This is a genomic window from Pseudomonas sp. NPDC087029 (assembly GCF_044745345.1).
GTDB classification, from domain to species: domain Bacteria; phylum Pseudomonadota; class Gammaproteobacteria; order Pseudomonadales; family Pseudomonadaceae; genus Aquipseudomonas; species Aquipseudomonas faucium.
Map to the genome: position 1 here is coordinate 132,911 of NZ_JBIVAB010000006.1, position 22,747 is coordinate 155,657.

The following is a 22,747-nucleotide window of genomic DNA, read 5'->3' on the forward strand; positions in this document are numbered from 1 at the left end:
CATGTCGAAGTTCTTTATCGATCGCCCGATCTTCGCCTGGGTGATCGCCTTGGTGATCATGCTGGTCGGCGCCTTGTCGATCCTGAAGCTGCCGATCAACCAGTACCCGAGCATCGCGCCGCCGGCCATCGCCATCGCCGTGACCTACCCGGGCGCCTCGGCGCAAACCGTGCAGGACACCGTGGTACAGGTGATCGAGCAGCAGCTCAACGGTATCGACAACCTGCGTTATGTGTCCTCGGAGTCCAACTCCGACGGCAGCATGACCATCACCGCGACCTTCGAGCAGGGCACCAACCCTGACACCGCGCAGGTCCAGGTGCAGAACAAGCTGAACCTGGCCACCCCGCTGCTGCCGCAGGAAGTGCAGCAGCAAGGTATCCGCGTCACCAAGGCAGTGAAGAACTTCCTGCTGGTGATCGGCCTGGTGTCCGAAGACGGCAGCATGACCAAGGACGACCTGGCCAACTACATCGTCTCCAACATGCAGGACCCGATCTCGCGTACTGCCGGTGTCGGTGACTTCCAGGTGTTCGGTGCCCAGTACGCCATGCGTATCTGGCTCGATCCGGCCAAGCTGAACAAGTTCCAGCTGACCCCGGTCGACGTCAGGACCGCGGTCGCCGCGCAGAACGTGCAGGTGTCCTCCGGCCAGCTCGGCGGCCTGCCAGCCATGCCGGGTACCCAGCTCAACGCCACCATCATCGGCAAGACCCGCCTGCAGACTGCCGAGCAGTTCGAGAAGATCCTGCTCAAGGTCAACAAGGATGGCTCGCAGGTACGCCTGGGTGATGTTGCCGAGGTCGGCCTGGGTGGCGAGAACTACGCCGTCAGCGCCCAGTTCAACGGCAAGCCGGCGTCGGGCCTGGCGGTCAAGCTGGCCACTGGCGCCAACGCCCTGGACACCGCCAAGGCCCTGCGCCAGACCGTCAACGACCTGGAGCCGTTCTTCCCGCCTGGGGTGAAGGCAGTGTTCCCGTATGACACCACGCCGGTGGTCACCGAATCGATCAGCGGGGTAATCCACACCCTGATCGAAGCCGTGGTCCTGGTGTTCCTGGTGATGTACCTGTTCCTGCAGAACTTCCGCGCCACCATCATCACCACCATGACCGTACCGGTGGTATTGCTCGGTACCTTCGGCATCCTTGCCGCCGCCGGCTTCAGCATCAACACCCTGACCATGTTCGCCATGGTCCTGGCCATCGGCTTGCTGGTGGACGATGCCATCGTCGTGGTGGAGAACGTCGAGCGGGTCATGTCCGAGGAAGGCTTGCCGCCCAAGGAGGCGACCAAGCGCTCCATGGAGCAGATCCAGGGTGCGCTGGTCGGTATCGCCCTGGTGCTGTCGGCGGTACTGCTGCCCATGGCCTTCTTCGGCGGTTCCACCGGTGTGATCTACCGGCAGTTCTCCATCACCATCGTCTCGGCCATGGGCCTGTCGGTGCTGGTGGCGCTGATCTTCACCCCGGCCCTGTGCGCCACCATGCTCAAGCCGCTGAAGAAGGGCGAGCACCATGTGGCCAAGGGTGGTTTCTTCGGCTGGTTCAACCGCAACTTCGACCGCAGCGTGAACGGCTACGAGCGCAGCGTCGGTGCCATCCTGCGCAACAAGGTGCCGTTCCTGCTCGCCTACGCGCTGATCGTGGTCGGCATGATCTGGCTGTTCGCCCGCATCCCCACCGCGTTCCTGCCAGAGGAAGACCAGGGCGTGCTGTTCGCCCAGGTGCAGACCCCGGCCGGCTCCAGTGCCGAGCGCACCCAGGTGGTGGTCGACCAGATGCGCGAGTACCTGCTCAAGGACGAAGCCGATACCGTTGCCTCGGTGTTCACCGTCAACGGCTTCAACTTCGCCGGCCGTGGCCAGAGCTCGGGCATGGCGTTCATCATGCTCAAGCCGTGGGATGAGCGCTCCAAGGAGAACAGCGTGTTCGCCCTGGCCCAGCGCGCCCAGCAGCACTTCTTCGGCTTCCGCGATGCGATGGTGTTCGCCTTCGCCCCGCCTGCCGTACTCGAACTGGGTAACGCCACCGGCTTCGACGTGTTCCTTCAGGACCGCGGCGGTGTCGGCCATGAAAAACTCATGGAAGCGCGCAACCAGTTCCTCGCCAAGGCCGCCCAGAGCAAGGTACTCAGTGCCGTGCGCCCCAACGGCCTGAACGATGAGCCGCAGTACCAGCTGACCATCGATGACGAACGTGCCAGCGCCCTGGGCGTGACCATCGCCGACATCAACAACACCCTGTCGATTGCCCTGGGTGCCAGCTACGTCAACGACTTCATCGACCGCGGCCGGGTCAAGAAGGTGTACATCCAGGGTGAAGCCAACTCGCGGATGAGCCCGGAAGACCTGCAGAAGTGGTACGTGCGCAACGGCGCAGGCGAGATGGTGCCGTTCTCCTCCTTCGCCAAAGGCGAGTGGAGCTACGGTTCGCCGAAGCTTTCGCGCTACAACGGCGTCGAAGCGATGGAAATTCTCGGTGCGCCAGCCCCTGGCTACAGTACCGGTGAAGCCATGGCCGAGGTGGAACGCATCGCCGGCGAGCTGCCTGACGGCATCGGCTTCTCCTGGACCGGCATGTCCTACGAGGAAAAACTCTCCGGCTCGCAAATGCCGGCACTGTTCGCGCTCTCGGTCCTGTTCGTGTTCCTCTGCCTGGCAGCCCTGTACGAAAGCTGGTCGATCCCGATCGCGGTCGTGCTGGTAGTGCCACTGGGTATCATCGGTGCACTGATCGCCACCAGCCTGCGCGGGTTGTCGAACGACGTGTACTTCCTGGTCGGCCTGTTGACCACCATCGGCCTGGCGGCGAAGAACGCCATCCTGATCGTGGAATTCGCCAAGGAACTGCATGAGCAAGGCCGCAGCCTGTATGACGCGGCGATCGAGGCGTGCCGCATGCGTCTGCGCCCGATCATCATGACCTCGCTGGCGTTCATCCTCGGGGTGGTACCGTTGACCATCGCCAGCGGCGCTGGCGCCGGCAGCCAGCACGCCATCGGCACCGGCGTGATCGGCGGCATGATCAGTGCGACCATCCTGGCTATCTTCTGGGTACCGCTATTCTTCGTCGCAGTGTCGTCGGTGTTCGGCAGCAAAGAGCCGGAAAAAGACGCCACCCCTGAAACTCCACGTTATGAGGCTGGGCAATGACCAAGTCTTTGTTGTCCCTGGCGGTAACCGCTTTCATTCTTGGCGGCTGCTCGCTGATCCCTGATTACCAGACCCCGGAGTCGCCGGTGGCTGCGCAGTGGCCGCAAGGCCCTGCGTACTCCCCGGCCCAGTCGGCCGAGGTTGCTGCCGCCGAACAGGGCTGGCGCCAGTTCTTCCACGACCCGGCGCTGCAGCAGCTGATCCAGACCTCGCTGGTCAACAACCGCGACCTGCGCGTGGCCGCGTTGAACATCGACGCCTACCGCGCCCAGTACCGCATCCAGCGTGCCGACCTGTTCCCGGCGGTTTCCGCCACGGGCAGCGGCAGCCGCCAGCGGGTGCCGGCGAACATGTCGCAGACCGGCGAGTCGGGCATCACCAGCCAGTACTCGGCCACTTTGGGCGTCAGCGCCTATGAGCTGGACCTGTTCGGCCGGGTGCGCAGCCTCACCGAGCAGGCCCTGGAAACCTACCTGTCCAGCGAGCAGGCGCGCCGCTCCACGCAGATCGCCCTGGTGGCCAGCGTGGCCAACGCCTACTACACCTGGCAGGCCGACCAGGCGCTGTTCAAGCTGACCGAGGACACCCTCAAGACCTACGAGGAAAGCTACAACCTCACGCGTCGCAGCAATGAAGTGGGCGTCGCCTCGGCCCTCGACGTCAGCCAGGCGCGCACCGCCGTGGAAGGCGCGCGGGTCAAGTACTCGCAGTACCAGCGCCTGGTCGCCCAGGACGCCAACAGCCTGGCCGTGCTGATCGGCACCGGCATTCCTGCAGACTTGGCCAAGCCGCTCGAGCTCAATGCCGACCAGCTCGCCGACGTGCCGGCCGGCCTGTCGTCGGACGTGCTGCGCCGCCGCCCGGACATCCAGGAAGCCGAGCACCTGCTCAAGGCCGCCAACGCCAATATCGGTGCAGCCCGGGCCGCGTTCTTCCCGAGCATCAGCCTGACCGCCAACGCCGGCAGCCTGAGCCCCGACATGGGCCACCTGTTCTCGGGCGGGCAAGGCACCTGGCTGTTCCAGCCGCAGATCAACCTGCCGATCTTCAACGCCGGCAGCCTGAAGGCCAGCCTGGACTACTCGAAGATCCAGAAGGACATCAACGTCGCCAAGTACGAAAAGACCATCCAGACCGCCTTCCAGGAAGTCTCCGATGGCCTGGCGGCGCGCAAGACCTTCGAAGAGCAGCTGCAGGCGCAACGCGACCTGGTGCAGGCGAACCAGGATTACTACCGCCTGGCAGAGCGTCGCTACCGCATCGGTATCGACAGCAACCTGACCTTCCTCGACGCCCAGCGCAACCTGTTCAGCGCCCAGCAGTCGCTGATCACCGACCGCCTTTCGCAGCTGACCAGCGAGGTCAACCTGTACAAGGCGCTCGGCGGTGGCTGGTACGAGCAGTCCGGGCAGGCCAATCAGCAGGCTTCGGTGGCTACGCCGAACAGCTGATTCGTTCTGGCAACAGCATCAAGCCCACCCTTGCGGTGGGCTTTTTGTTGATGCCGGCAAGGCCCGCAGCCACAACAATTAACCCGCTGGAACATAGCGTTCGATTATCGCCCGATTCCGCTTGCGGCGAATTGCCCCATCCCCGCCCTGCCCCTCACCATCGCTCACGCAACGTTGCACCGGTTCATCAAACAGCCCCGCCCCTGCAGGCCCGCACCCTGCAGCGCACAGGCTCGCCAATAAAAACAAGAGATCCACCACCGATGAGCACTTTGCAACCCGCACGCCAGCTGCTGCCCGGCTTGTTGGCCATGTCCTGCGCCCTCCCCGTGTACGCCGCCGAAGGCGGTTTCATGGAAGACGCCAAGGCCAGCCTCAACCTGCGCAACTTCTACATCAACCGCAATTTCGTCGACCCGGCCCACCCCCAGGCCAAGGGCGAGGAATGGACCCAGAGCTTCATCCTCGATGCCCGCTCGGGCTTCACCCAGGGCACGCTAGGCTTTGGCGTCGATGTGCTGGGCCTGTACTCGGTCAAGCTCGATGGCGGCAAGGGCACCACCAATACCCACTTGCTGCCGGTACACGACGATGGCCGCCCCGCCGACGACTTCGGCCGCCTCGGCGTTGCCTTGAAGGCCAAACTCTCCGAGACCGAACTGAAGGTCGGCGAGTGGATGCCGGTGTTGCCGATCCTGCGTGCCGACGATGGCCGCTCGCTGCCGCAGACCTTCCGCGGCGGCCAGCTCACCTCCCGGGAAATCGCCGGCCTGACCTTGTACGCCGGCCAGTTGCGCGGCAACAGCCCGCGCAACGACGCCAGCATGGACGACATGTCGCTCAACGGCCGCGCAGCCTTTACCTCCGATCGCTTCAACTTCGCCGGCGGTGAATACAGCTTCAACGACAAACGCACTCTGGTCGGCCTGTGGGACGCCCAGCTCAAGGACATCTACCGCCAGCAGTACCTCAACCTGGTGCACAGCCAGCCACTGGGTGAATGGACCCTGGGCGCCAACCTGGGCTACTTCATCGGCAAGGAAGACGGCGCCGAGCGCGCCGGGCAACTGGACAACCGCACGGCTTCGGCGATGCTCTCGGCACGGTACAAAGGCAACACCTTTTATGTCGGCCTGCAGAAAGTCAGTGGCGACGACGCCTGGTTGAGGGTCAACGGCACCAGCGGCGGCACCCTGGCCAACGACAGCTACAACTCGAGCTTCGACAATGCCAAGGAGCGCTCCTGGCAGGTGCGCCATGACTTCAACTTCGTGACGCTGGGCTTCCCGGGGCTGACCTTGATGAACCGCTACATCAAGGGCGACAAGGTGACGGCGGGTGGGGTCGACGATGGCAAGGAATGGGCGCGTGAGACCGAGCTGGCCTACGTGGTGCAGTCGGGGTCGTTCAAGGATTTGTCGGTGAAGTGGCGCAACTCGACCATGCGGCGGGACTTCAGCACCAATTCGTTTGATGAGAACCGCTTGATTGTGAGTTATCCGTTGAATCTGCTTTGAGGTTGCGGCCCCATCGCGGATGAATCCGCTCCTACAACGGCCGCGCTGCCCTCCGTAGGAGCGGATTCATCCGCGATGAAGCCCACACAAACAAATAACTAAAACGAATAAATAAACAATAAATCCTTCATTGACGACATATGAGGTAACCGTTTAAATCGGCCTCTCTCCCCGCCGCAGAGCCTCGACATGGACCTTCGCCAACTGCGCTACTTCATCGCCCTCACCGAGTACCGCAGTTTCGTCCGTGCCGCCGAAGCCATGGGCATCACCCAGCCGGCCTTCAGCCGCGCCATCCAGGGCCTGGAGCAAAGTTTCGGCTGCCCCTTGGTCGACCGCGCCAGCAAAGCCCTGCCGCCCACCCCCGAAGGCCTGGTGGTGCTGCAGCACGCCCGCCGCCTGGTACAAGGCGCTGCGCAACTGAGCAACGACGTGCTGCAAATGACCAAGCTCGACGCCGGCGAGCTGCACTTCGGCAGCGGCCCGGCGCTGGCCGTGCGCCTGGTGCCGCAGGCCCTGCAGCAGTTCATCGCGCGCCACCCCGGCATCCGCACCTCGCTGACCGTCGACAACGGCGAACGCCTGGGCCAGGCGTTGCGCCGCGAGCAGATCGAGTTCTTCGTCGACGACATCCGCCCCTTCGAAGCCGACCCCAATTTCCACACCGAGCCGCTCAGCCCTCGCCCTGGGCTGTTCTTCTGCCGCCCCGGCCACCCGCTGCTGGCCAAGGACAGCCTGTCGACCAACGACCTGTTCGCCTACCCCCTGGCCAGCGCCCTGCTCACCCCCGGGGTGCGCAAGCGCCTGGCCAACCTGAGCGGGCGCAGCGATTTCACCCCGCACCTGCAGACCGAACACCTGGCCGTGCTGCGCAGCGTGGTGCAGGCCAGCGATGCCATCGGCACCGCCAGCGAAGAAGCGGTGGCCGACGACCTGGCCGCGGGCAACCTGGTGCGCCTGCACTGGCGCAACCTGCCGCCGGCACTGGAGGTGCTGAGCGTGCGCTGCGGGGTGGTCAGCCGCAGCGGCTATCGCCTGTCGCCAGCGGCGCGGGCGATGATCGAGACCCTGGTGGGGCTGGATATGCCGGTGCGAGCTGCTGCCATTCGCTGAGCTGATGATGCTTCGACTGCGGGCTATTCTCAGCAATAGTGGGCCAATGGCTACCCAAGGAGGCACAACAATGAAAAACCTCGTCGAACACCTGAGCCAGTACGCCGCCTACCACCGCGACCCGCGCAACATCGCCACCCACTTCGTCGGCATTCCGTTGATCGTGGTGGCGGTGACCATCCTGCTGTCGCGCCCAGGCTGGGATGTGGCAGGCATCTGGCTGTCACCCGCGCTGCTTGCCGCGGCCGCTTCGGTGTGGTTCTACCTGCGCCTGGACCTGCGCTTGGGGCTGGTGATGGGCCTGCTGCTGGGGCTGTGCCTGTGGGTTGGCCAGGCACTGGCGGTGCAAGGCACGGCAGTGTGGCTCAGTGCGGGGGTGGGTGCGTTCGTGGTGGGCTGGATCATCCAGTTCGTCGGGCACTATTACGAAGGGCGCAAGCCAGCGTTCGTCGATGATGTCAGCGGGCTGATCATCGGGCCGTTGTTCGTGGTGGCGGAAGCGGGGTTCATGCTTGGGCTGTGCCCGAATCTGAAGCGTGCCGTGGAGGCCAATGCCGGGCCGGTGGCGCTGCGCTCTGTGTAGGAGCGGCCTTGTGTCGCGACAGGGCTGCGCAGCGGCCCGAGTTTTCAGCTTCGCCGCAATGATCGAAGGGGCCGCTTTGCGGCCCTTTCGCGACACAAGGCCGCTCCTACAGCGGTTGCGTGACGCCGAGGGTTACTTCCTCGACTCCACACCCAACTCATCCCACACCGACTCGGCCAGGTGGAAGGTGGCATTGGCCGCCGGAATCCCGCAGTAGATCGCGCTCTGCATCAGCACTTCCTTGATCTCCTCGCGGGTCACGCCGTTGTTGGCCGCCGCACGCAGGTGCAGCTTGAGCTCGTCGTTGCGGTTCATGCCGATCAGCATGGCAATGGTGACCAGGCTGCGGGTGTGCCGCGGCAGGCCCGGGCGGGTCCAGATATCACCCCAGGCGTGGCGGGTGATCATCTCCTGGAACTCGCCATTGAAGTCGTTGAGCTTCTCCAGGCTGCGGTCCACATGGGCATCGCCAAGTACCGCGCGGCGTACCTGCATGCCGGCGTCGTAACGTTGTTTCTCGTCCATCGGATACCTCAGCGGGCCAGCAGAAAATCGAGCACGCGGCGGCTGAAGGCCTCGCCGATCTCGACGTTGGACAGGTGCGCAGCCGGGAACTCGGCATAGGTGGCACCGACGATGTTGGCCTGCATGAAGCGGCCATGTTCCGGGGTGGTGACCACGTCCTCGGTGCCGGCGACGATCAGCGTCGGCACCTGGATGCGGCCCAGCTGCTCACGGAAATCGGCATCGCGCACCGCCGCGCAGTTGGCGGCATAGCCCTGGGGCGAGGTCTGCGCCAGCATCTGGCAGATGCGCTGCGCCTGCTCAGGCTGGGCCTTGGCAAACGCCGGGGTGAACCAGCGGGCGATGGAGGCGTCGCGCAAGTCGGCCATGGCTTGCTGGCCGCCCTTGAGCACGGTGTCGATGCGGGTGTTCCACACCTCGTCGTTGGCAATTTTCGCCGCCGTGTTGCACAGGGTCAGGCTGTGCAGGCGCTGGCCGGCATGGATGCCCAGCCACTGGCCGATCAGGCCGCCCATCGACAGGCCGACGAAGTGCGCGTGGGCGATATCCAGGGTATCGAGCAGCGCCAGCACATCGCGGCCCAGCTGCTCGATGCGGTAAGGGCCCTCGGTCACCAGCGAGGCGCCATGGCCGCGGGTGTCGTAGCGCAGCACGCGAAAATGCTCGCTCCACAGCGGGATCTGGCTGTCCCACATGCCAAGGTCGGTGCCCAGCGAGTTGGACAGCACCAGCACCGGGGCATCTTCCGGGCCATCGAATCGATAGTTCAGTACGCCATCGGCCAGTTGCAATTGCGCCACAGCGGTCTCCTTCAGGCAGTGAAACGTTGATGTTCAGCCACCGCCCGCGCCACCCAGACGCGGGCCTGGCCGAGGTAGTGGGCGGGGTCGAGCAGGCGGTCGAGTTCTTCTGCCGACAGCTCGGCGCTGACCTGCGGCTCATCCCCCAGCACGGCACGCAAGTGGCGCTGCTCGGCGACGGCACGCTGGCAGCATTGCTCCAGCAGATGGTGGGCGCGGTCACGGCCCAGGCGCTGGGCGAGGACGATGCTCACCGCCTCGGCCAGCACCAGGCCCTGGGTCAGGTCGAGGTTGCGGCGCATGCGTTCGGCATCCACTTGCATGCCTTCGGCGATCACCTGTGCCTGGCGCAGGGCACCGGACACCAGGCAGCAGATATCCGGCAGCGTTTCCCACTCGGCATGCCACAGGCCCAGGCTGCGTTCGTGCTCCTGGGGCATGGCGGCATACAGCGTCGAAAGCAGGCCCGGCACGCGCGTGGCGGCGCCGATCAGCACCGCCGCGCCCACCGGGTTGCGCTTGTGCGGCATGGTCGACGAGCCGCCCTTGCCCGGTGCCGAAGGCTCGAACACCTCGCCCGCCTCGGTCTGCATCAACAGGCTGATGTCGCGGCCGAACTTGCCCAGGCTGCCGGCGATCAAGCCCAGCACCGAGGCAAACTCCACCAGGCGGTCTCGCTGGGTGTGCCAGGGTTGTTCCGGCAGGTTCAGCTTGAGGTGCGCGGCCAAGGCCTCGGCCACCGGCATGGCCTTGCTGCCCAGTGCGGCCAGGCTGCCGGAAGCCCCGCCGAACTGCAGCACCAGCAAGCGCGGGCGCAGCTCCTGCAGGCGTTGGCGGTGGCGCGTGAGGGCGCCGAGCACACCGGCCAGCTTCATGCCCAGGGTCACCGGCGTGGCATGCTGCAGCCAGGTGCGCCCCACCAGCGGGGTGTCGGCATGCTGCAGGGCCTGCTGCGCCAGGGTGTCGGCCAGCTTGGCAAGGTAGGCTTCGATCAGCTCGAGCGCGGCGCGCAGCTGCAGCACCAGGCCTGTGTCCATGGCGTCCTGGCTGGTGGCGCCCAGGTGCACGTAGCGCTCGGCTTCCGGCACGCCGCTGGCGATCACCTTGCCCAACGCCTTGACCAGCGGTATGGCCGAGTTGCCCGCCGTGGCGATGGCATCGGCCAGCGCACGGGTGTCGTAGCGCTCGGCCTGGCAGGCCGCTTCGATGGCCGCTACCGCGCTGTGCGGCACCAGCCCGGCGCTGGCCTGGGCACGGGCCAGGGCCGCTTCGAAGTCGAGCATGCCCTGCAGGCGGCCACGGTCGCAGAACACCTCGCGCATGGCCGGGGCGGTGAAGTAGGCGTCGAACAGTTGGTTGCTCATGCAGCGTCCTTAGTCGTCATGGTGCAAGTACGCCGCTTGTTTCGGCAGCCGCAGGCTGAACAGGAAGGCGATCGCCATCATGGCGGTCACGTACCAGTAGAAGGTGTTCTCCATGCCCATGGTTTTCAAGCCCAGCGCCACGTATTCGGCCGAGCCGCCAAATACCGCGTTGGCCACCGCATAGGCCAGGCCCACGCCCAGCGCACGCACTTGCGGCGGGAACATCTCGGCCTTCACCAGGCCACTGATCGAGGTGTAGAAACTGACGATGCACAGCGCCAGGGTCACCAGCACGAAGGCCATGAACGGGCTGCTGACGGTCTTCAGTGCCATCAGCAGCGGCACAGTGAACAGCGTGCCCAAAGCGCCGAACAGCAGCATCGAGTTGCGCCGGCCGATGCGGTCGGAGAGCATGCCGAAGAACGGCTGCAGCACCATGAACAGGAACAGTGCGCCGGTCATCACGAAGCTGGCGTTTTTCGCCGTCATGCCGGCGGTATTGACCAGGTATTTCTGCATGTAGGTGGTGAAGGTGTAGAAGATCAGCGAGCCGCCGGCGGTGTAGCCGAGCACGGTGATGAAGGCCGCGGCGTGGTTGCGGAACAGGCCCTTGATCGAACCTGCGTCCTTGTCCTTGCGGGTTTCGGCGCTGCTGGTCTCGTGCAGCGAACGGCGCAACATCAGCGAGATCAGTGCGGCGATGGCGCCGACCACGAACGGAACGCGCCAGCCCCAGGCGCGCAGCTCGTCTTCGCTGAGCAGCTGCTGCAGCACCACCACCACCAGCACCGCGAGCAACTGGCCGCCGATCAGGGTGACGTACTGGAACGAGGCGAAGAAGCCGCGCTGCCCGCGCAGGGCCACTTCACTCATGTAGGTGGCGGTGGTGCCGTATTCGCCGCCCACCGACAGGCCCTGGATCAGGCGTGCCAGCAACAGCAGCGCCGGCGCCCAGGTGCCGATGGCGGAATAGGTGGGCAGGCAGGCGATCATCAGCGAGCCGAAACACATCATCAGCACCGAGATCATCAGCGAATTCTTGCGCCCGTGGCGGTCGGCCAGGCGGCCGAAGATCCAGCCGCCGATGGGGCGCATCAGAAAGCCTGCGGCGAACACCCCGGCCGTGTTGAGCAGCTGCACGGTGGGGTCGTCGGAGGGGAAGAAGGCCGGGGCGAAGTAGATCGCGCAGAAGGCATAGACGTAGAAGTCGAACCATTCCACCAGGTTGCCTGAAGAGGCGCCGACGATGGCGAAGATGCGCTTACTGCGTTCTTCGCCGGTGTAATAGGCTGAGGTCATGACGGTTTTACTCCTGGAGGGTCCTAGGTAAGTCTAGACATACCTAGTAACACACTCGTTCCGCTGTGGGGCTGGCCATTAGCCTTGTGTCGTAAGCACCGGCCTCATCGCCGGCAAGCCGGCTCCCACAGGGATAGGCGTGGTTTTCCCTGTGGGAGCCGGCTTGCCGGCGATGAGGCCGGTAAGATCAAACTCGCTCGATGGCCAACGCCAAGCCTTGGCCAACGCCCACGCACATGGTCGCCAGGCCCTTGCGCCCACCACGCTTCTCAAGCTGGTGCAACGCGGTCAGCACCAGGCGCGCCCCGCTCATGCCCAGCGGGTGCCCCAGGGCAATCGCGCCGCCATTGGGGTTCACCTGCGGCGCATCATCGGCCACACCCAGTTCACGCAGCACTGCCAGGCCTTGGCTGGCGAAGGCTTCGTTGAGCTCGATCACATCGAAATCACTCACCGCCACGCCCAGGCGCTCGGTCAGCTTGCGCACTGCCGGTACCGGGCCGATGCCCATCACGCGTGGCGCCACGCCGGCACTGGCCATGCCCAGCACGCGGGCCCGCGGGGTCAGGCCGTGCTTCTTCACCGCCTCGGCCGAGGCCAGGATCAAAGCTGCGGCGCCGTCGTTGACGCCCGAGGCGTTGCCGGCGGTGACAGTCTTGTCCTGGCCATTGACCGGCTTGAGCTTGGTCAGCGCTTCAAGGGTGGTGTCCGGGCGCAGGTGTTCATCGCGCTCGACCACAGTCTCGCCCTTCTTGTGGGCAATGCGCACCGGCACGATCTCTTCGGCGAAAAAGCCTGCAGCCTGGGCCGCCGCGGCCTTCTGCTGGCTGCGCAGGGCGAAGGCGTCCTGGTCGGCGCGCGACACCTGGTAATCGTCGGCCACGTTGTCGGCGGTTTCCGGCATCGCGTCCACGCCGTACTGGCTTTTCATCAGCGGGTTGATGAAGCGCCAGCCGATGGTCGTGTCTTCGAGCTTCATGTTGCGCGAATAGCCACTCTCGGCCTTGCCCATGACGAACGGGGCCCGCGACATGGACTCCACGCCCCCGGCGATGGCCAGCTCCATTTCACCACTGGCGATGGCACGGAACGCGGTGCCGATGGCATCCATGCCCGAGGCGCACAGGCGGTTGAGGGTCACCCCCGGCACGCTTTGCGGCAGGCCCGCCAGCAGCAGCGCCATGCGCGCCACGTTGCGGTTGTCTTCACCGGCCTGGTTGGCGCAGCCGAAGAACACTTCGTCGAGCTGGTCCCACTGCACGTTCGGGTTGCGCTCGATCAGCGCCTTGAGCGGTACTGCCGCCAGGTCGTCGGCACGCACACCGGCCAGGGCGCCACCGAAGCGGCCGATCGGGGTGCGGATGGCGTCACAGATGAATACGTCGCGCATCAGGCTTCTCCTGCCACCTGGCCATGGGCCGCGGCGGTACGGGCTTCGAGGTCGCGCAGCGCGCCCAGCTCGGTTTCCGTTGGCGCGGCGGTGGTCTGCACATCGTCGGCGAAACGAATGGCCCAGCCGGTGGCGGCGACGATCTGCTCACGGGTCACGCCCGGGTGGATGGCAGTGACGATGAATTCGTGGGTGCCGGCTTCCGGCTCCATGATGCACAGGTCGGTGATGATGCCGACCGGGCCTTCGCCGGGCAGGCCGAGGCGCTTGCGCGAATCGCCGCCTTCACCGTGGCCGACCGAGGTGATGAAGTCGAGCTTGTCGACGAAGGCTCGTGGCGACTGCTTGAGGATGATCAGCACCTGCTTGGCCGAGCCTGCGATCTCCGGCGCGCCGCCGGCACCTGGCAGGCGGGTCTTGGGCGCGTGGTAGTCACCGACCACGGTGGTGTTGATGTTGCCGAAGCGGTCGACCTGGGCGGCGCCAAGGAAGCCGACATCGATGCGCCCGCCTTGCAGCCAGTAGCGGAAGATCTCGCCGGTCGGCACCACGGTGTCGGCGGTTTCGGCCAGCTCGCCATCGCCGATCGACAGCGGCAGCACGCTCGGCTTGGCCCCGATCGGGCCGGACTCGTAGATCAGCACCACGTCGGGCGACGAGGTCAGGCGCGCCAGGTTGGCAGCCTTGGACGGCAGGCCGATGCCGACGAAGCACACGGCGCCATTGCGCAGGCGGCGGGCAGCGGCCACGGTCATCATTTCAGAGGTGGAGTAGCTCATTGTGCAGCCTCCGCGGTGCTGGCCAGCTTGGCCTTGAATGCGTTGAAGTCGGCGGTGCCACGGATGTAGGTGTCGATCCAGGCGGTGAACGTTTCGCGGTTGCGCGCGATCGGGTCCCATGCCTGGTAGAAGCGGTTGTCACGTTCGTAGTAGCCATGGGCATAGGACGGGTGGGCGCCACCGGGCACCAGGCACACCGCGCTGAGGGCCCAGGTCGGCAGCACGCAGGCGTTCATCGGCGCCTGCAGGTCATCGACGATTTCTTCGACGGTGACGATGCAGCGCTTGGCCGCCAGGGCCGCTTCCTTCTGCACGCCGAGGATGCCCCAGAGCAGCACGTTGCCCTTGCGGTCGGCCTTCTGCGCGTGGATCACGGTGACGTCCGGGCGTACCGACGGCACCGCCGCCAGCACTTCGCCGGTGAACGGGCAGGTGACGCTCTTGATCAGTGGGTTGACCTTGGGCAGGTCGGAGCCGGCGTAGGCACGCAGCACCGCGAACGGCAGGCCGGAGGCACCGGCAACGTAGGCGTTGGCGAGGTCGGCGTGGCTGTGCTCCTCAATCTCGATGGCGTGCGGCCACTGCTTCTCGACGGCATCGCGCAGGCGGTGCAGCGAACCGACACCCGGGTTGCCGCCCCAGGAGAAGATCAGCTTGGAGGCGCAGCCGGCGCCGATCAGCTGGTCGTAGATCAGGTCCGGGGTCATGCGCACCAGGGTCAGGCCGCGCTTGCCCTGACGGATGATCTCGTGGCCGGCGGCAGTCGGGATCAGGTGGGTGAAGCCTTCGAGGGCGACGGTATCGCCATCCTGGATGAACTGCTTCACGGCTTCGTGAAGCGGGAGAATTGCAGCCATTTGGAGACTCCTGGTCAGGGTGCTACGTTGCGTTCAGATTAAGGAGAGAGGTGGGGGGCTTACAATCCGATAATCGACTATTCGTGCGATTATCGAACCGATTATTGCGCCCCTACCTATCTCCGCCTGGCCCACTCACGTGGCGTCGGCGTGGCTGACCAAGCCCTTCACGATCACCCCGACCGTCGCCAATGCCGCCGGCACCAGCAGCGCCGTCAGCACCTGTTCGAAGTTCCAACCAAGACCCAGCAACGTCGCCCCGCTCCATGCCCCCAGAATGGCGCCGAAGCGGCCGATGCCGAGCATCCAGGACACCCCGGTGGCACGCCCCTGGGTCGGGTAGAAGCGTGCCGCCAGCGAAGGCATGGCCGATTGCGCGCCGTTCACGCACATGCCGGCAACCAGCACCAACGTGGCCAGCACGGTGATGTTGCCCAGGCTCTGCCCCACCGCATAGGCGAACACCCCCGCCAGCAGGTAGAACACGCCAATGACCTTGTGCGGGTTGAAGCGGTCCATGGCCCAGCCCACCGCCACCGCGCTGAGCACGCCACCGAACTGGAACAACGCACCGATGAAGGCGGCCTGCTCCATGCTCGCGCCACTGTCGCGCATCAGCGTCGGCAGCCAGCTGGTCAGCAGGTAGACGATCACCAGGCCCATGAAGTAGGTCAGCCACAGCAGCAGCGTGCCCAGGCCGTAGGTGCCGGAGAAGATCACCGCGAACACGTTGCGCGCGGCCACCACCTTCTGTTCCGGCACGCTGAAGCTGCCCGCCTGGGCCACCACGGCCGGGGCGATCGGCGCCAGGGTCTTGCGCACCTTGTCATTGCCGCGGTTGCGCACCACCAGAAACCGCGCCGACTCCGGCAGCCAGAACAGCAGCACCACCGCCAGCAGCAACGGCAACACCCCACCGACAACCAGCAAGCTGTGCCAGCCGTAAGCCGGGATCATCTTGGCGGAAATGAAACCACCCCCGGCCATGCCCAGGTTGAAGCCGCAGAACATGCTGGTGACCAGCAACGACTTGAGGCGCTCGGGGGTGTATTCGGAGAGCAGCGTGGTGGCATTGGGCATGCCGGCCCCCAGGCCCAATCCGGTAAGAAAACGCAGCACCAACAGTTGGTCGACGTTGCTGGCATAGGCCGAGGCCAGGCTGAAGCCACCGAACACCAGCACCGCCGCCACCAGCACGCCCTTGCGGCCGAAACGGTCGGCCAGCGGCCCCGAACCCAGGGCGCCGAACACCATGCCGATCAGCGCGGCGCTCATCACCGGGCCAAGGCTTGCGCGGTCGATGCCCCACTCCTGGGACAATGCAGGGGCGATGAAACCCATGGCCGCGGTGTCCAGGCCGTCGAGAAAGACGATAAGAAAGCAGAGCATCACCACCCGCCACTGATAACGCGACAGCGGTTGTTCATTAATGAAGGACTGTACGTCGAGGCAATGCCCGACTGCGTGGGGTTTGTTCATTGTTGTTATCCAGAAGTTGGGCACGGGCGGGCCACTGCAACAGTGCAGGGGCAAGTACGGGCAAGTGCGAGCTTGGGTCAGCCTGGAAACAACGGCACTGCAAGCGGGTACGGCCGCGGCAGCGAAGGGACAGTGAGCATGAAGGTGCGCCTCTTATGTTTTTCTTGTTCGGTCGGCAAGGCCGACCGTTGCGAGAGACATTAATCAGCGAATGGAGGGGGTGCAATTCACCGGGAACGACACTGTGCGTTTATCGAACAGGAAACAGTGCCGGGGGGGCCGCAAAGCGACCCCATAGCGCATTTCAGCCAAACAGCTGATGGCAAAGATCGCGGCTGGCCGCCAGCAAAATCGGCAGGAAACGCTGCTCCAGTTCGCTGCGGCTCACCCGCCCGACATGGGTACTGACATTCAGCGCCGCCAGCACCTGGCCCGAAGCGTCGTAGATCGGCACCGCGATCGAGCGCAAGCCCTGCTCCAGCTCCTGGTCGACCACGCACCAGCCTTGCGCCCGTACCTGCTGGATGCAGGCGAACAGCGATTCGGCGTCATGCAGGGTGCGGCTGGTGCGGGCCTTGAGGTCGGCGCGATCGAGGTATTCGCGCAGGCTGGTGTCGTCCATCGCCGCCAGCAGGATGCGCCCCATCGACGTGCAATAGGCCGGCAAGCGCCCACCCACCGACAGGTCGACCGAGATCAGCCGCTCGACCGTGGCCGAGCGCGCTATATAAAGGATGTCGTCGCCTTCGAGGGTGGCCATGTTGGCCGCCTCGTGGAGTTGGTCGCTGATGCGGTCCAGGTAGGGCTGGGCCGATACCGCCAGCGGCGTCGAGGACAGGTAGGCGTGGCCCAGGGTCAGCACCTTGGGCAGCAGCGAATAGGTGCGGCCATCGGTGGTGGCGTAGCCAAGCTTGATCAGCGTGTGCAGGCAGCGGCGCACGGCGGCCCGGGGGATTTCGGTGCGGTGGCTGATCTGGGCGATGGTCAGGTGGCGCTTGCGCTCCTGGAAGGCCTGGATCACCGCCAGCCCCCGGGCCAGCGAGGTCATGAAGTCGGGGTCGCCGGTAAAGGCCTGGATACGCTTGGCCGGCGAAGCCACGATCGGCGGCGCCAGTGCCGGCGAACTCGGGCGGGGCGCCTCGGGGTTGTCGGATTCGTTGGCCTGGGTTTGGTCGCTCATCGCTCACCTCAAAAAAATCGCTAGCTCGTGCGATTATCGAACGAACGGCCGATAATCGCAATTGACCGCTGACAAATTTACTTATACCTTTCTCCTGCCACTTGTGGCTTCTTTGGAGAGACTGGTCAGGTACCCACCGTAGAAGTCCCGGGCAGCGGCCTCGCCTAGTGCGAGGCCGTTTTTGTTTTCCCCGCCTGCCCTGCCTCACCATCGTGCTGAACTTTACCCCGCCTTGTTCGCTCAAAGTTTGCACACGCCGGCAACTTGCAAACCGTGATGTCAACGGGACGTAAATAACCCTGTTTGGCACTTTATCGATTGCTATAATCGATTCTGCTGGCACCGATCGATACACCGGCACTGCAGGCATTACCGACATTGGCCATCCAGCACACTCAGTGCATGGGCAACTAGCGCCTGCATACAACATCAGCACTATTACGCATTCAGGTATTACTGTGACGAAAGAAGAACTGCGCGCGGAACTCGAGCGCCAGGCTGAACGTTACAAGGAAGTTTACGGTGGCGAAGTCACCACCTACGCCGCTCAACCCGACCCGGAACGCAAACCCTGGCGCAAACGTGCCACGGTTCAGGATCAGGTGTTCAGCCAGGAACTGGAAAAGATGGAAAAGGAACTGCGCAGCGACGAGCCCTGATCGCTGCCAGGCCCCTTGCGGCGCGCCGATCTTTACCGATCGGCCGCCGATGAAATGGAATTACACAAATTTCATACAAGCGTTTGAACAGTGGAACGCCCTGGCCTTTTTCGTAAATTTGGCGAAATTCATCTGATTTTGTGTTTTTTAGCGGAACTTTTTCCGTTTCAGCACGTCATTTCAGGCACTGAGAGGCGCTTCACAAGCCTGCCGCTGGTCTGCAGTGGGTGCATCGATTGCCAAGGTTTTCTGGCATAATCCCGCCCCCCTATGACCGCCAGACAACCTTCATGATCGATTTATTCAGCGGACTGGATGCCTGGGTATTGGTGAGCCTGCTGCTCGCCTTGACCTTCGTGCTCGCCTTCGAGTTCATCAATGGCTTTCATGACACCGCCAACGCGGTAGCCACCGTCATCTATACCAAAGCCATGCCACCGCACCTGGCCGTATTCTTCTCCGGGGTGTTCAACTTCCTCGGCGTTCTGCTCGGCGGTGTCGGCGTGGCCTACGCCATCGTCCACCTGTTGCCGGTGGAACTGCTGATCAACGTGAACACCGGCCATGGCCTGGCCATGGTCTTCTCGTTGCTGGCCGCGGCCATCACCTGGAACCTGGGCACCTGGTACTTCGGCATCCCCGCCTCCAGCTCGCACACCCTGATCGGTTCGATCCTCGGTGTGGGCCTGGCCAACGCCATGATCAACGACATCCCCCTGGGTGATGGCGTCAACTGGCAGAAGGCGATCGACATCGCCATGTCGCTGGTGGTCTCGCCCATGGCCGGCTTCGCTGTCGCAGCCCTGTTGCTGCTCGGCCTGAAGTGGTGGCGCCCGCTGTCGAAGATGCACAAGACCCCGGAGCAACGCCGCAAGCTCGACGACAAGAAGCACCCACCCTTCTGGAACCGCCTGGTACTGGTGATTTCGGCCATGGGCGTGAGCTTCGTGCACGGCTCCAACGATGGCCAGAAAGGCATCGGCCTGATCATGCTGGTGCTGATCGGTATCGTGCCGGCCAAGTTCGTCCTCGACCTGAACAGCACCACCTACCAGATCGAGCGCACCCGTGACGCCACCACCCACCTGAGCCAGTTCTACCAGCGCAACGCCGGCACCCTGGGCGAGTTCCTGGCACTGGGCAAGGCCCAGCCAAGCGACCTGCCGGAGCAGTTCAGCTGCAACCCGCAGCAGACCGAGCCGACCATCGCCGCGCTGCAGACCTCGCTGCAAGGTGTGACCGACTACCGCGCCCTCAGCGCCGACAAGCGCGTCGAAGTGCGCCGCTACCTGCTGTGCCTGGACGACACGGCGAAGAAGGTCGGCAAGCTGCCAGGCCTGGAAGCCCGTGAAAAGGCTGACCTGGAGAAGCTGCGCAAAGACCTCACCGCCACCACCGAATACGCCCCGTTCTGGGTGATCGTGGCCGTCGCCCTGGCCCTGGGCCTGGGCACCATGGTTGGCTGGAAGCGTGTGGTGCTGACCGTGGGCGAGAAGATCGGCAAGCAAGGCATGACCTATGCCCAGGGCATGTCGGCGCAGATCACCGCGGCCTGTGCCATCGGCCTGGCCAACGTGTTTGCCCTGCCCGTGTCGACCACCCATGTGTTGTCGTCCGGTGTGGCCGGCACCATGGTCGCCAACAAGAGCGGCCTGCAAGGCGGCACGGTGAAAACCATCCTGCTGGCCTGGGTGCTGACCCTGCCTGCCTCCATGGGCCTGGCTGCCGGCCTGTTCTGGCTGGCGTCCAAGGCGCTGGGCTAAGCAATATCGCTGCAATGAAAAAGGCGCCCTCGAGGCGCCTTTTTCATTGGCTTGCCTGGCCACCTCGCCCCCTGTGGGAGCCGGCTTGCCGGCGATGAGGCCAGCGCAGGCAGCTAGCGCTTCTTGCCCCCCAACAACGACCCCATCAACCCCCGCACCAACTGGCGCCCCAACTGGTTCGCCGCCTGGCGCACCGCCGACTTGATCGCCTGCCCCGCCGCACTCTGCAAAAACTCCCCGGCCTTGTCGGCCAGGCTTTCTTCATCGGCCTTGGGCACCGGCGCCGGCTCCACCGGCTCGCCCTTGCGCTGGGTGAGCATTTCATACGCCGACTCCCGATCGATCGGCTTGTCATAGCGCCCCAGCAACGGCGACCGGGCAATCAGCGCGGCCCGCTCGGCCGCGCTCAATGGGCCGATACGCGACTGCGGCGGGGCAATCAGCACCCGCTGCACCATCGCCGGGGTGCCCTTTTCCTCCAGGGTGCCGACCAACGCCTCGCCGATGCCAAGCTCGGTGAGCACCGACAGGCTGTCGAACGCAGGGTTGGGGCGAAAACCATCGGCCACCGCGCGCAACGACTTCTGCTCCTTGGCGGTGAACGCACGCAGGCCATGCTGGATACGCAAGCCCAGCTGGGCCAGCACGGTATCGGGCAGGTCGCTCGGCGACTGGGTGACGAAATACACCCCCACGCCCTTGGAGCGAATCAGCCGCACCACCTGCTCCAGCCGGTCCTGCAGCGCCTTGGGCGTGCCATTGAACAGCAGGTGCGCCTCGTCGAAGAACAGTGCCAGCACAGGTTTTTCGGCATCGCCGCGTTCGGGCAACTGTTCGAACAGTTCGGCCAGCAACCACAGCAGGAAGGTGGCATAGACCTTGGGCGCGTCGTGCACCAGCCGGCTGGCATCGAGCAGGTGGATACGCCCGCGCCCATCGCCGTCGGGCCTGAGCAAGTCTTCCAGTTGCAGCGCCGGCTCGCCGAACAACGCCTCGGCGCCTTGCTGCTCCAGGGTTGCCAGGCGCCGCAAGAGGGCCTGGGTCGAGCCGCTGGTCATCAAGGCGCTGTCATCGCCGAGCAGTTGCGGGTTGTCCTTCAGGTGCGCGAGCAGCGCTTTGAGGTCTTTCAGGTCGAGCAGCAGCAGCCCTTCCCGGTCGGCCACCTTGAATGCCGCATAAAGAGCGGCCTGCTGGCTGTCGGTCAGCTCCAAGAGATTGCCGAGCAACAACGGCCCCATTTCGCTGAGGGTGGTGCGCAGCGGATGGCCGGATTGCCCGGCGATGTCCCACAAGGTGACCGGGTAGGCACGCGGCCCATAATCGAGCCAGGGCATCCCGGCTATGCGCTCGGCCACTTTGCCCTGCGGGGCGCCGGCGGCGCCAAGGCCACACAGGTCGCCTTTGACATCCGCCGCGAACACCGCCACGCCAGCATCGCTGAACACTTCCGCCAGGTGCTGCAGGGTCACGGTCTTGCCGGTACCGGTGGCACCCGCCACCAACCCATGGCGATTGGCCAGGCGCATGGCTTGCTTGACCGGCTCGCCATCCGTGCCTGCGCCGATAACTATGGTCGAAGAATCCGACATCTTTTTGATCCTCTTCTCAAGCTTTAACACTTAGTGGCCGATACCTCGGGGTGATATTCGCCATTGAAGACAGGAACAACCCAAAGGACTTCCCGGGATGTTGCACTGTTTTACTGCTGTATTCGTGCGAACGCCCGATAAAAACCTTAGCGGAACCGATTACGCCATGAACAAAAGCCTTCGTTTCAGCCACAAGATTCTTTTGGCGGCATCACTGATCGTGATGCTCGCCTTCAGCCTGTTTACCCTCTACAACGATTACCTCCAGCGTAATGCGATCCGCGAGAATCTGGAGAATTATCTGGCTGAAATGGGCGAGTCCACTTCGACCAACATTCGCAACCTGTTCGAAGGCCGCATCAAGTTGGTGGAAAACCTGGCGCAGAACATTGCCCAGCAACCCGACCAGGCCGAAACCCTGATGGGCCAGCGCGCACTGATCTCGAGTTTTCTGACGGTCTACCTGGGCAAGGTCGACGGTGGCTTCAGCGTGCGCCCCGACTCGAAGATGCCCGACGGCTACGACCCGCGCACCCGCCCCTGGTACAAGGACGGCATGAACGCCCAGGGCGTGACCCTCACCGAACCCTACATGGACATGACCACCAACAAGATGGTCATCGGCATCCTCAGCAAGGTTTCCTCCAGTGTTGGCGTGGTCGGCGGTGACCTGGCCCTCGACGGCCTGGTGCAGATCATCAACTCGCTGAACTTCGGCGGCATGGGCTACGCCTTCCTGGTCAACGACCAAGGCAAGGTGCTGGTTCACCCCGACCAGCAGATGGTCATGAAGTCGCTGTCGGACCTGTTCCCGCAGCACACGCCGAAACTGTCCGGCGAGCTGACCGAAGTGCAGGCCGACGGCCAGACCCGCCTGCTGACCTTCACCCCGATCAAGGGCCTGCCTTCGGCCAACTGGTACATCGGCCTGTCGGTGGACAAGGACAAGGCCTTCGCCATGCTCAGCACCTTCCGCACCTCGGCGGTGATCGCCACCGTGGTGGCGGTGGTGATCATCATCGGCCTGCTGGGCCTGCTGATCCGCGTGCTGATGCAACCGCTGCTGACCATGACCCGCGCCATGGAAGACATCGCCGAAGGCGAAGGCGACCTGACCAAGCGCCTGAGCATCCACAACCACGACGAGTTCGGCGTGCTGGGCACCGCCTTCAACCGCTTCGTCGAGCGGATCCACGGCTCGATCCGCGAAGTGTCCTCGGCCACCGAGCAGGTCAACGAAGTGGC

The 22,747-nt window shown here is 64.6% G+C and carries 17 protein-coding genes and 1 pseudogene; 8 read left to right on the plus strand and 10 right to left on the minus strand.

What is annotated here, in order from left to right:
- Position 1: 1 nt before the first annotated feature.
- From ttgB to ACIPG5_RS12765, 5 genes are all read left to right on the plus strand, one after another.
- Entirely contained in the window at positions 2–3,154 is a 3,153-nt protein-coding gene (ttgB, locus tag ACIPG5_RS12745; protein WP_314616235.1) for a multidrug efflux RND transporter permease subunit TtgB, read from the plus strand.
- Positions 3,151–4,605, plus strand: a complete 1,455-nt coding sequence (locus ACIPG5_RS12750) for an AdeC/AdeK/OprM family multidrug efflux complex outer membrane factor (RefSeq protein WP_236235198.1) — start codon at positions 3,151–3,153, stop codon at positions 4,603–4,605. Before ttgB ends, ACIPG5_RS12750 begins: the two co-directional genes overlap by 4 nt.
- Positions 4,606–4,868: 263 nt before the next feature.
- Positions 4,869–6,122 carry an OprD family porin gene (locus tag ACIPG5_RS12755; RefSeq protein ID WP_236193443.1) on the plus strand — a complete coding sequence of 418 codons (1,254 nt, stop codon included), beginning with the start codon at positions 4,869–4,871 and terminating at the stop codon, positions 6,120–6,122.
- A gap of 189 nt (positions 6,123–6,311) precedes the next feature.
- Entirely contained in the window at positions 6,312–7,235 is a 924-nt protein-coding gene (locus ACIPG5_RS12760; RefSeq protein ID WP_176511866.1) for a LysR family transcriptional regulator, read from the plus strand.
- Positions 7,236–7,305: 70 nt separating this feature from the next.
- Positions 7,306–7,818 (plus strand): DUF962 domain-containing protein, encoded by a 513-nt coding sequence (locus tag ACIPG5_RS12765; protein ID WP_236235200.1) that lies wholly within the window; start codon positions 7,306–7,308, stop codon positions 7,816–7,818.
- A 132-nt stretch (positions 7,819–7,950) separates the two neighbouring features.
- Here the strand turns inward: ACIPG5_RS12765 and pcaC are convergent, their stop codons facing one another.
- The 9 genes from pcaC to pcaR form a co-directional block, all read right to left on the minus strand.
- Positions 7,951–8,343, minus strand: coding sequence for a 4-carboxymuconolactone decarboxylase (gene pcaC, locus ACIPG5_RS12770; protein WP_176511868.1), 393 nt, complete (start codon positions 8,341–8,343; stop codon positions 7,951–7,953).
- 8 nt (positions 8,344–8,351) lie between these two features.
- Complete coding sequence (gene pcaD, locus ACIPG5_RS12775; RefSeq protein ID WP_176511869.1) at positions 8,352–9,143, minus strand: 3-oxoadipate enol-lactonase; 792 nt, start codon at positions 9,141–9,143, stop codon at positions 8,352–8,354.
- An 11-nt stretch (positions 9,144–9,154) separates the two neighbouring features.
- Positions 9,155–10,507 carry a 3-carboxy-cis,cis-muconate cycloisomerase gene (locus tag ACIPG5_RS12780; RefSeq protein ID WP_401375392.1) on the minus strand — a complete coding sequence of 451 codons (1,353 nt, stop codon included), beginning with the start codon at positions 10,505–10,507 and terminating at the stop codon, positions 9,155–9,157.
- 9 nt (positions 10,508–10,516) lie between these two features.
- Entirely contained in the window at positions 10,517–11,806 is a 1,290-nt protein-coding gene (locus tag ACIPG5_RS12785) for an MFS family transporter (RefSeq protein ID WP_176511871.1), read from the minus strand.
- A gap of 187 nt (positions 11,807–11,993) precedes the next feature.
- Entirely contained in the window at positions 11,994–13,199 is a 1,206-nt protein-coding gene (gene pcaF / locus ACIPG5_RS12790; protein ID WP_401375571.1) for a 3-oxoadipyl-CoA thiolase, read from the minus strand.
- Positions 13,196–13,975: a CoA-transferase subunit beta gene (locus tag ACIPG5_RS12795; protein WP_176511872.1), complete on the minus strand. Its 780-nt coding sequence runs from the start codon at positions 13,973–13,975 to the stop codon at positions 13,196–13,198. The genes pcaF and ACIPG5_RS12795 overlap by 4 nt, the downstream gene beginning before the upstream one ends.
- Positions 13,972–14,832, minus strand: a complete 861-nt coding sequence (locus tag ACIPG5_RS12800; RefSeq protein ID WP_401375396.1) for a CoA transferase subunit A — start codon at positions 14,830–14,832, stop codon at positions 13,972–13,974. Before ACIPG5_RS12800 ends, ACIPG5_RS12795 begins: the two co-directional genes overlap by 4 nt.
- 135 nt (positions 14,833–14,967) lie before the next feature.
- Positions 14,968–16,311: an MFS transporter gene (locus tag ACIPG5_RS12805; RefSeq protein ID WP_236235203.1), complete on the minus strand. Its 1,344-nt coding sequence runs from the start codon at positions 16,309–16,311 to the stop codon at positions 14,968–14,970.
- Between the two features lie 304 nt (positions 16,312–16,615).
- Positions 16,616–17,491 carry a pca regulon transcriptional regulator PcaR gene (pcaR, locus tag ACIPG5_RS12810; protein ID WP_236193445.1) on the minus strand — a complete coding sequence of 292 codons (876 nt, stop codon included), beginning with the start codon at positions 17,489–17,491 and terminating at the stop codon, positions 16,616–16,618.
- Positions 17,492–17,949: 458 nt separating this feature from the next.
- Here pcaR and ACIPG5_RS12815 point away from each other — a divergent pair, with 458 nt between their 5' ends.
- Together ACIPG5_RS12815 and ACIPG5_RS12820 are read left to right on the plus strand one after the other, a co-directional pair.
- Positions 17,950–18,150, plus strand: a complete 201-nt coding sequence (locus ACIPG5_RS12815; protein ID WP_176511875.1) for a hypothetical protein — start codon at positions 17,950–17,952, stop codon at positions 18,148–18,150.
- Between the two features lie 290 nt (positions 18,151–18,440).
- A complete protein-coding gene (locus ACIPG5_RS12820; RefSeq protein WP_176511876.1) occupies positions 18,441–19,913 on the plus strand; it encodes an inorganic phosphate transporter in 1,473 nt (490 codons plus the stop codon).
- Between the two features lie 113 nt (positions 19,914–20,026).
- Here ACIPG5_RS12820 and ACIPG5_RS12825 read toward each other — a convergent pair whose 3' ends face one another.
- On the minus strand, positions 20,027–21,502 hold the full coding sequence (locus ACIPG5_RS12825; RefSeq protein ID WP_401375400.1) for a helicase HerA-like domain-containing protein: 1,476 nt from the start codon (positions 21,500–21,502) through the stop codon (positions 20,027–20,029).
- A gap of 223 nt (positions 21,503–21,725) precedes the next feature.
- Between ACIPG5_RS12825 and ACIPG5_RS12830 the strand changes: the two are divergent.
- Positions 21,726–22,685: pseudogene (locus ACIPG5_RS12830) on the plus strand (cache domain-containing protein); the annotation flags it as partial.
- Between the last annotated feature and the right edge of the window lie 62 nt (positions 22,686–22,747).